Raw genomic sequence first — 8,594 nt, forward strand, 5'->3', positions numbered from 1 at the left:
CGGATGGTGTTGAGCCGGGTGATCAGCGGGGTGATGGTGGCCCCCGCGCGTTCGGCTGCTTCCCAGTCGCGGGGTTTGAGCTGGTACTTCTCCGAGTCCAGGTATTCCTCGCTGCCCTCCCGCAGCGGAACGTTCTCGCACAGCTCGTAGCCGCTGTACACGCCCCAGGCCGGCGACAGGGTGGCCGCAAGCACCGCCCGCACCTCGAACGCCGGCCGCCCGCCGTGCTGCAGATACGCGTGCAGGATGTCCGGCGTGTTGACGAAGAAATTCGGCCGCATGTAAGAGGCCGCCGCACCCGACAACTCGGTCAGATACTCCGTCAGCTCCTGCTTGCTGTTGCGCCAGGTGAAATACGTGTACGACTGCTGGAACCCGATCTGCGCCAGCGTGTGCATCATCGCCGGACGCGTGAACGCCTCCGCCAGGAAGACCACATCAGGATCGGTGCGCCCGATGTCGGCCAGCACCCGCTGCCAGAAGTTCACCGGCTTGGTATGCGGATTGTCCACCCGGAAGATCCGCACCCCGTGCGCCATCCACAGCCGCAGCACCCGCAGCGTCTCCGCCACCAGGCCGTCCATGTCCGCGTCGAACGCGACCGGATAGATGTCCTGGTACTTCTTCGGCGGATTCTCCGCATACGCGATCGACCCGTCCGGACGGTGACGGAACCACTCCGGATGCTTGTGCACCCACGGATGATCCGGCGAACACTGCAACGCGAAGTCCAGCGCCACCTCCATCCCCAGCGAACGCGCCCGCGCCACGAACCAGTCGAAGTCCTCAAACCCGCCCAGCTCGGGATGGATGGCGTCGTGCCCGCCCTCCGGCGACCCGATCGCCCACGGCACCCCGACATCCTCCGCGGACGGGTCGAGGCTGTTGTTGCGGCCCTTGCGGAAGGTGGTCCCGATCGGATGGACGGGCGGCAGGTACACCACGTCGAAGCCCATCCGGGCGATCGCCGGCAGCCGGCGCGCGGCCGTGCGGAACGTCCCGTGCGGCCGCTCGGGCGTGCCCTCCGAACGCGGGAAGAACTCATACCACGACCCGAACAGCGCCCGTTCCCGCTCCACCAGCAACGGCAACGCCTCCGACACGGTCACCGACTCCCGCAGCGGATACCGTCCCAGCACCGCGTCCACCTCCGGCGTCAGGGCCGCCGCCAGGCGTACTGCGGACGGCAGTGACTCGTCCCTCAGGGCGTCGACGGCGGCGAGGACGACCTCCCGCCTGCCGCCGGCCCTGGGCACACCGGTGGCCGCGCGTTCGTAGAGCCGGGCGCCCTCCTCCAGGACCAGGTCGGTGTCGATGCCGGCCGGGATCTTGATGTGGGCGTGGTGCCGCCAGGTGGTGACGGGATCGCCCCAGGCCTCCACGGTGAACGACCACAGGCCGGTCCGGTCGGCGACGACCTCGGCTCCCCATCGGTCGGTGCCCGGCGCGAGTTCGCGCATCGGGGTCCACGGTCCGGGGCGGCCGTCCGGATCCTTCAGTACGACGTTGGCGGCGACCGCGTCATGGCCCTCGCGGAACACGGTGGCCGAGATCTCGAACAGCTCGCCGGTGACGGCCTTCGCGGGCCTGCGCCCGAGCTGGACGATCGGGCGGACGTCGAGGACGGGTATGCGCCCGACGCCGGCCGGGTCGTCCGCGGCGGGTGGCTCCGCGGCAGAGGGCTCCGCGGCGGGTGGCGCCGGGGCGGGTGGCTCCGGGGCCGGCGCGGCGGCGCCGTCGGGGCGCGGGGGGAGTGCGCCGGGGCGCATGGGAGGTGCGTCGGTGCTGGATGTCGGGGGCGATGACGAGTGGTGCGTGGCGGGCATGACCGCTCCTGTCCGCGTCAACATGGGTCCGGGCGGATGGGGGTGGGGAGGTGGGTCCTGCGGGCGTCTTCAAGGATGCTGCTGTGGCGTGACTGTGAGGTGTACCGCAGGAGCCTTCCCACCCTATTCGGGTGGGCAATCCGGCACTTTGTTAACTACTCACGCGTATGTCTACACACAAGTCCGGCCCCGTTCGAGGGAAACGGAGCCGATCCTGGCAATCTGTCGCAATCAGCACGGTACTTGGCGGTACTTGCAGGAGCTTGTCCGGCGAACCGCGGCCCGCCCGGACACCTTGCCGGAGACCTTGCCGGAGACGTTGCCGGATGCCGCCCCGGAAACCAGCGCCTTGGCGAGCTGCGAAGGCGGCGCCTTGGTGGCCTGCGAAGGCGGCGCCTTCCGCTGGTCCGCGGGTGGTCCGCGAGTGGTCCGCGGGTGGTCCGCGAGCTACGACGCCGCCGCGTCCGCGGCGTGCGGCGACGCCATCACCGGTACCGTCGTCGGGGACGCCGACGCACACCGCCGTGCGTCATCCAGCTAAGCGTTGAGGTGGAATGTGAAGGCGATCCGTCGATTCACCGTCCGACCCGTTCTCCCCGAATCCCTCCGGCCGCTCAGCGATCTCGCGCGCAACCTCCGCTGGTCCTGGCACGCGGAGACCCGCTACCTCTTCGAGTCCGTCGACCCGGAGCGCTGGGCCGCCTCGGACGGCGACCCGGTCCGTCTCCTCGGCAGCGTGCCGCCCGGCCGGCTCGCCGAACTCGCCGAGGACCGGCCCTTTCTGCGCCGCCTCACCGCGGTCGCCGACGACCTGAACGACTATGTGACCGGCGACCGCTGGTACCAGACCCAGTCCGCCGAACTGCCGACCGCCGTCGCCTACTTCTCCCCGGAGTTCGGCATCACGGCCGCCCTGCCCCAGTACTCCGGCGGTCTCGGCATCCTCGCCGGCGACCATCTGAAGGCCGCCAGCGACCTGGGCGTCCCGCTGATCGGCGTAGGACTCCTCTACCGCCACGGCTACTTCCGCCAGACCCTCTCCCGGGACGGCTGGCAGCAGGAGCACTACCCGGTGCTCGACCCGAACGAGCTGCCGGTCGCCCTCCTCAAGGAGCCCGACGGCACCCCCGCCCAGGTCTCCCTCGCCCTGCCCGGCGGACGCTCGCTGCACGCCCGTGTCTGGCTGGCCCAGGTGGGCAGGGTGCCCCTGCTGATGCTCGACTCGGACGTCGAGGAGAACGGCCTCGGCGAACGCGGCGTGACCGACCGGCTCTACGGCGGCGGCAGCGAGCACCGGCTGCTCCAGGAGATGCTGCTCGGCATAGGAGGAGTCCGGGCGGTACGGACGTACTGCCGGCTGACCGGCCACCCCGCGCCCGAGGTCTTCCACACCAACGAGGGCCACGCCGGCTTCCTCGGCCTGGAACGCATCGCCGAACTCGCCGATGACGGGCTGGACTTCGACGCCGCTCTGGAGGCGGTCCGCGCCGGCACCGTCTTCACGACCCACACCCCCGTCCCGGCCGGAATCGACCGCTTCGACCGCGAACTGGTCGCAGGTCACTTCGGCCCCGACGCCGAACTCCCGCGCATCGACGTCGAACGCATCCTCCACCTCGGCATGGAGACCTACCCCGGCGGCGAACCGAACCTCTTCAACATGGCCGTGATGGGCCTGCGTCTCGGTCAGCGCGCCAACGGCGTCTCCCTGCTGCACGGCCATGTCAGCCGCGAGATGTTCTCCGGGCTGTGGCCCGGATTCGACCCCGACGAGGTGCCGATCACCTCGGTGACGAACGGCGTGCACGCCCCCACCTGGGTGGCCCCCGAGGTCTTCCGGCTGGGCGCCCGGCAGATCGGCGCCCGGCGCACCGAGGACGCGATGACCATCGGCGGTTCGGACCGCTGGGACGCGGTGGGTGACATCCCCGACCAGGACATCTTCGAGCTGCGACGGGTCCTGCGCGAGCAGTTGGTCGTGGAGGTACGGCGGCGGCTGCGGGCCTCCTGGCGGCAGCGCGGGGCAGGCAGCGCCGAGCTGGGGTGGATCGACGGCGTGCTGGATCCGGACGTGCTGACGATCGGGTTCGCCCGGCGCGTCCCGTCGTACAAGCGGCTGACGCTGATGCTGCGCGACCCGGACCGGCTGATGGACCTGCTGCTGCACCCCGAGCGCCCCGTCCAGATCGTGGTCGCCGGAAAGGCGCACCCGGCGGACGACGGCGGAAAGCGGCTGGTGCAGGAGCTGGTCCGGTTCGCGGACGACCCGCGGGTGCGCCACCGCATCGTCTTCCTGCCCGACTACGGCATGGCGATGGCGCAGAAGCTCTACCCCGGCTGCGACATCTGGCTGAACAACCCGCTCCGGCCGCTGGAGGCCTGCGGCACCAGCGGCATGAAGGCGGCCCTCAACGGCTGCCTCAACCTGTCGGTGCTGGACGGCTGGTGGGACGAATGGTTCCAGCCGGACTTCGGCTGGGCCATCCCGACGGCGGACGGCACCGGCACCGACCCGGACCGCCGCGACGACATAGAGGCCGCCGCACTGTACGACCTGCTGGAGCAACGGGTGACGCCACGCTTCTACGAGCGCGGACAGGGCGGGCTGCCCGACCGCTGGATCGAGATGGTCCGCCAGACGCTCACCCTGCTCGGCCCGAAGGTGCTGGCCGGGCGCATGGTGCGGGAGTACGTCGAGCGGCTCTACACGCCCGCCGCGCACGCGCACCGCTCGATGACGCCGGACTCCGCCCGCGAACTCGCCGTCTGGAAGGGCAGGGTGCGGTCGGCGTGGCACGGGGTGACCGTCGACCACGTGGAGACCTCCGCCGCCTCGGCCACCGCGGAACTCGGCACGACCCTCAACGTGCGGGTCCGGGTCGGCCTCGGCGATCTCGCGCCCGACGACGTGGAGGTGCAGGCGGTGTCCGGCCGCGTCGACCCGGAGGACCGCATCACGGACGCGGCGACGGTGCCCCTCAAGCCGGTCGGCGGTCCGGATCTGGACGGACGGTGGCTCTACGAGGGCCCCCTCGCCCTCGACCGCACCGGCCCCTACGGCTACACGATCCGTATCCTCCCCGCGCATCGCTTGCTGGCGTCCGGCGCGGAGCTGGGGCTGGTGACGGTGCCTGCGGAGGATGTGGTGGAGGGGGCGGGGGTGTTGATGCGGTGAGTCGTGATCAGCGGTGATGACTTGCTGATGTCGAGAAAGCCCGTCCCAGGAAAGAACCTGGGACGGGCTGAGCCGTTGCCCGGATCCTGGATCAGCCCTTGAGAGCCGCGACGAACGCGGTCCATGAGCCGGCCGTGACGACGAGTGCGGGGCCGTTGGGGGTCTTGCTGTCGCGCACGGGGACGACGCCGGGGAAGTCCTCGGTGATTTCGACGCATTCGCCCCCGTTGGCGTTGCTGTAACTGCTCCGACGCCACCGGGCAGAGATCAGCTCGGGGGTGTGCTGCATGGTTTGTAGTCCTCCATCGCGTCTCGGATCAGCTCCGCCGAGGCGGCCGGTGAGAGGGCGTTGGCGCGGAGGACTTCGTACCGCCGTCGCCATTTCTTCGCTGAGTCCCGGTCCTCGTAGAGATGACCGACCTCGATGCCCTCTTCGTAGGCCGCGGTGGAGCCGTTGGGAAGAGTCAGCATGGTCAGGGCGCCGCCCATCAAGTAGTGCGCACCGGCACTGAAGGGCATCACCTGGACCTTGCTGTCCTGAGTATCCACCTGTTCGAGCAGCCGGGCCAGCTGCTTGTACATGCACTCCCTGCTGCCCATCTGCCGCCGGAGCACGGTCTCGTCGATGATCGCCCAGTACAGGGGCGGCTCGGCGGAGCGCAGCCGGTCCTGCCGGGACATACGGGCGTTGACGAGTTCCTCCAACCGTTCCCGGGACAGCTCTTCCTGGAGGCTGAGCTGAGCGCTGGCGTACTCCTTGGTCTGCAACAGCCCTGGGATGGCCTGCGCTCCGAAGTTCTCGATGACCTCCGCCTGTGCCTCGAAGTCCATGTATCGCTGGTACTGATCCGGATGCGCCTCCCGCTTGGCCAGTTTGTAGAGCCCGTGGAAGTGGCGGTCCGTGCCGAACGCGGCGTCCAGCCGGTCCGGCAGGTCAGGCGGAGGCATCAACTCGGCCGTCTCGATGCGCGCGAGTGTGCTCTTACTGGAGTTCACGATGCCGGCCAACTGCACCAGCGACAGCTGCGCCGCCTCGCGGTGACGTCGCATCTCGGCGCCGAAGTAGTGGCGGGCGGAGAGGTACGGGGTGAGGGCCTGCGGCTTGAACATGATCGGTCTCACCTTTCTGCTGTGGTCGTCCCTTTGTCAATGCTGGGACGGGGCGCCGCTGTTGAGGCCATATGCCCTACGGCGACCATGGAGGCACACACGGTAACCATCGAAGTCCGGGCCTGTCAGTGGAACAGGTGCGGAGGGAAGCGAGACATGGTGAACATGGTGATGCGGGACGGAACGGACGCCCCCTTGCGGCTGTTGCCCTGGACCACGGCGGACGGCCGGCCGTGCTACCTGAGCGCGCAAGGCCCGGACAGCCGACTGTCCCGCATGGCGGACGAGGTGGAGACGGAACTGCTCGGCTCTGCCACGTACGTCCTGGACGCGGCCAAGTCGCTGCTCGCCGAACCGGGCGCGCGAGAAAGGGAGTTGCGCTTCGCCGGCGTACGGCTGACTGAGGCGCTGGGGGATGTGTTGCGGATCGCGGTGAGCAGAGGTGGTCGGTTGCGGGAGGAATGAGTGACAGGCCTACGGAAGGGCTCGGTGTCGAAGACACACTGCGGGCATGCCGTCTGCACACGAGAGGTTCATGTGGACACCGAACTGAGTTCCGCAGTCGTCCTGATCACCGGCGTGATGGCGGCGGGGAAGTCCACAGTGGCCGAACTGCTGGCCGGGCGGCTACCGCGAGCCGCCCACGTGCGCGGCGACGTCTTCCGACGGATGGTGGTATCCGGTCGGGAGGAAATGTCGCCTGAAGAGACCGCCGAGGCCAGGTCCCAACTGGAACTCCGTTACCGGCTGTCCGCGCTGGTGGCTGCTAGGAGCGTGTCTCAGTAACGGGCAACTGGCCGGGAGGTCGTGATCGGCGGGATCGGTCGCGGTGGTCCGGTCAGCGCCTGTGGGGCCGACGGGCGGGTCGGTCGGGCCGGGATTTCGGCCCGCGGTGGCCGGGGCGGCCCGGTTGGTCAGTCGGCCGCGGCGGCGAGGCCGGTCGGTCCGGCGTGGCGGAAGATCTTGCGGAGGTTGTGGCAGGCGGCAAGCAGTCGCCACTCGCCGCGGGCGCCGTCTTCGCCGCGCAGGAGGAGCCGGCGGCCGTTGTGGCAGGTCATGATCTGTCCGAAGACGGGTTCGACGATGGCCTTGCGGCGGGCGTAGGCGGCCCGGCCGGGCTTGGTCCGCAGCTTGCGGGCCATGCGCTCCTTCAGCGTGGCGTCCTTGGGGATGCGTCCGCGTGGAGCGGGCGGAACCTGCTCGTCGTGGGCCAGTCGGCCGGTGGCCATGAACGTGTCGGTGCCGCAGGCCAGTTGGCGGTCCTTGGCGGCTTCGAGGTTGGCTTCCGAGCAGTATCCGGCGTCGACCAGCGCCTGCTTGGGGTGGGCGCCGGTGTTCGCCGCGGACTGGTCAAGCATCAGGGTGTAGTTCAGCGCGTCCGAGGGGTTGCACGTCACGTCGGCGGCGGTGATGACCTGGTGTTCCTCGTCGACTACGGCCTGCGCGTTGTAGGCCTGGATGTAGGCGCCGTCGCTGTTCTTCATGATCCGCGAGTCGGGATCGGTGAAGTTGGCCTGCGCCTTGGGCTTGGGCCGGGCCCTGGCGGCGGTCGCCTCGCCGGCGTCGGTGACGGCCTGCTCATCACTGGTGCCGGCGCGCTGCTGACGGCGGCGTTCCTTGTCCTCGGCATGCTTGCGGGCCTTGTCGGCGGCCTCGGCCTCGATCTGCGCGCGGGCGGCCTGCAGCTTCGCCAGGCGCTTTTCACGCCGGTCCAGTTCGGCGGGCAGGTCCACCTCCTTGCCGTCCACGCCGAAGACCTGGTCCTCGGCTTCGTCGGCGGCCTCCGCGTCGGCCAGCAGTGCCTGGGCCTTCGCTTCCAGCTGGGCGATCTCGGCCTCGATCCGCTCTTCCTTGTCGACCAGGCGGCCGTAGCTCATCGCCTTGTGCTTGGAGGCACTGGCCTCCAGCTTGGTGCCGTCCAGCGCGACGCGGCCCATCTTGACCAGGCCGAGTCGCATGGCCAGGTGCAGCGACTGGGTGAACAGACCGGCCAGTGCGTCCAGGTGGCGGCGGCGGAACCGGGCGATCGAGCGGAAGTCGGGGGCCTGGCCGGCGGCCAGGAACCGGAACGCGACGTCGTCGGCCATGCGGCGCTCGATCGCCCGGGAGGAGCGCACCCCGGTGGTGTAGCCGTAGATCAGCAGCCGCACCATCAGCCGGGGGTCGTAGGGCGGGTAGCCGCGCTTTTCGGTGTAGTCCGCCAGGACCGGTCCGAGGTCGAGCACCTCGTCGACCAGGTCGGCGACGAACCGGGCCGGGTGGTCCTCGGGCAGCCAGTCATCCAGCGACGGCGGCAGCAGCAGGACCTGATGCGGGTCGAACGCCCGGAACGTCTTGTCCACCGCCACCGCAGGACCCATCGGCCGCTTCTTCTCGACCGGCTCGACCTCGAACAGCCCATCCCCACCATGCATACCGTGATCATCCCGCACCAATGATCACGAACCATAGGCGGGTTGCCCGTTACTGAGACACGCTCCTAG

The 8,594-nt window shown here is 69.7% G+C and carries 6 protein-coding genes and 1 pseudogene; 3 read left to right on the forward strand and 4 right to left on the reverse strand.

What is annotated here, in order from left to right; genetic code table 11:
• The coding region (locus GFH49_RS04270; protein ID WP_155054395.1) for an alpha-1,4-glucan--maltose-1-phosphate maltosyltransferase at positions 1-1,826 on the reverse strand (1,826 nt) is incomplete at its 3' end.
• Between the two features lie 556 nt (positions 1,827-2,382).
• Between GFH49_RS04270 and GFH49_RS04275 the strand changes: the two genes are divergently transcribed.
• On the forward strand, positions 2,383-5,001 hold the full coding sequence (locus GFH49_RS04275; RefSeq protein WP_155054396.1) for a glycosyltransferase family 1 protein: 2,619 nt from the start codon (positions 2,383-2,385) through the stop codon (positions 4,999-5,001).
• 91 nt (positions 5,002-5,092) lie between these two features.
• Here GFH49_RS04275 and GFH49_RS04280 read toward each other — a convergent pair whose 3' ends face one another.
• Both GFH49_RS04280 and GFH49_RS04285 read right to left on the reverse strand, forming a co-directional pair.
• The gene (locus GFH49_RS04280) at positions 5,093-5,290 is read right to left on the reverse strand and encodes a DUF397 domain-containing protein (protein WP_155054397.1); all 198 of its coding nucleotides are present in this window, start codon (positions 5,288-5,290) and stop codon (positions 5,093-5,095) included.
• A complete protein-coding gene (locus GFH49_RS04285; RefSeq protein ID WP_155054398.1) occupies positions 5,269-6,114 on the reverse strand; it encodes a helix-turn-helix domain-containing protein in 846 nt (281 codons plus the stop codon). The genes GFH49_RS04280 and GFH49_RS04285 overlap by 22 nt, the downstream gene beginning before the upstream one ends.
• A 162-nt stretch (positions 6,115-6,276) precedes the next feature.
• Between GFH49_RS04285 and GFH49_RS04290 the strand changes: the two genes are divergently transcribed.
• A complete protein-coding gene (locus tag GFH49_RS04290; protein ID WP_155054399.1) occupies positions 6,277-6,576 on the forward strand; it encodes a hypothetical protein in 300 nt (99 codons plus the stop codon).
• Positions 6,577-6,660: 84 nt separating this feature from the next.
• Positions 6,661-6,876 (forward strand): annotated as a pseudogene (locus tag GFH49_RS04295) (AAA family ATPase); the annotation flags it as partial.
• A gap of 149 nt (positions 6,877-7,025) precedes the next feature.
• Here GFH49_RS04295 and GFH49_RS04300 read toward each other — a convergent pair.
• On the reverse strand, positions 7,026-8,453 hold the full coding sequence (locus GFH49_RS04300; RefSeq protein ID WP_456243052.1) for an IS1182 family transposase: 1,428 nt from the start codon (positions 8,451-8,453) through the stop codon (positions 7,026-7,028).
• Positions 8,454-8,594: the final 141 nt, after the last annotated feature.

The sequence above is a fragment of the Streptomyces blattellae genome (assembly GCF_009709555.1).
GTDB classification, from domain to species: Bacteria; Actinomycetota; Actinomycetes; order Streptomycetales; family Streptomycetaceae; genus Streptomyces; species Streptomyces blattellae.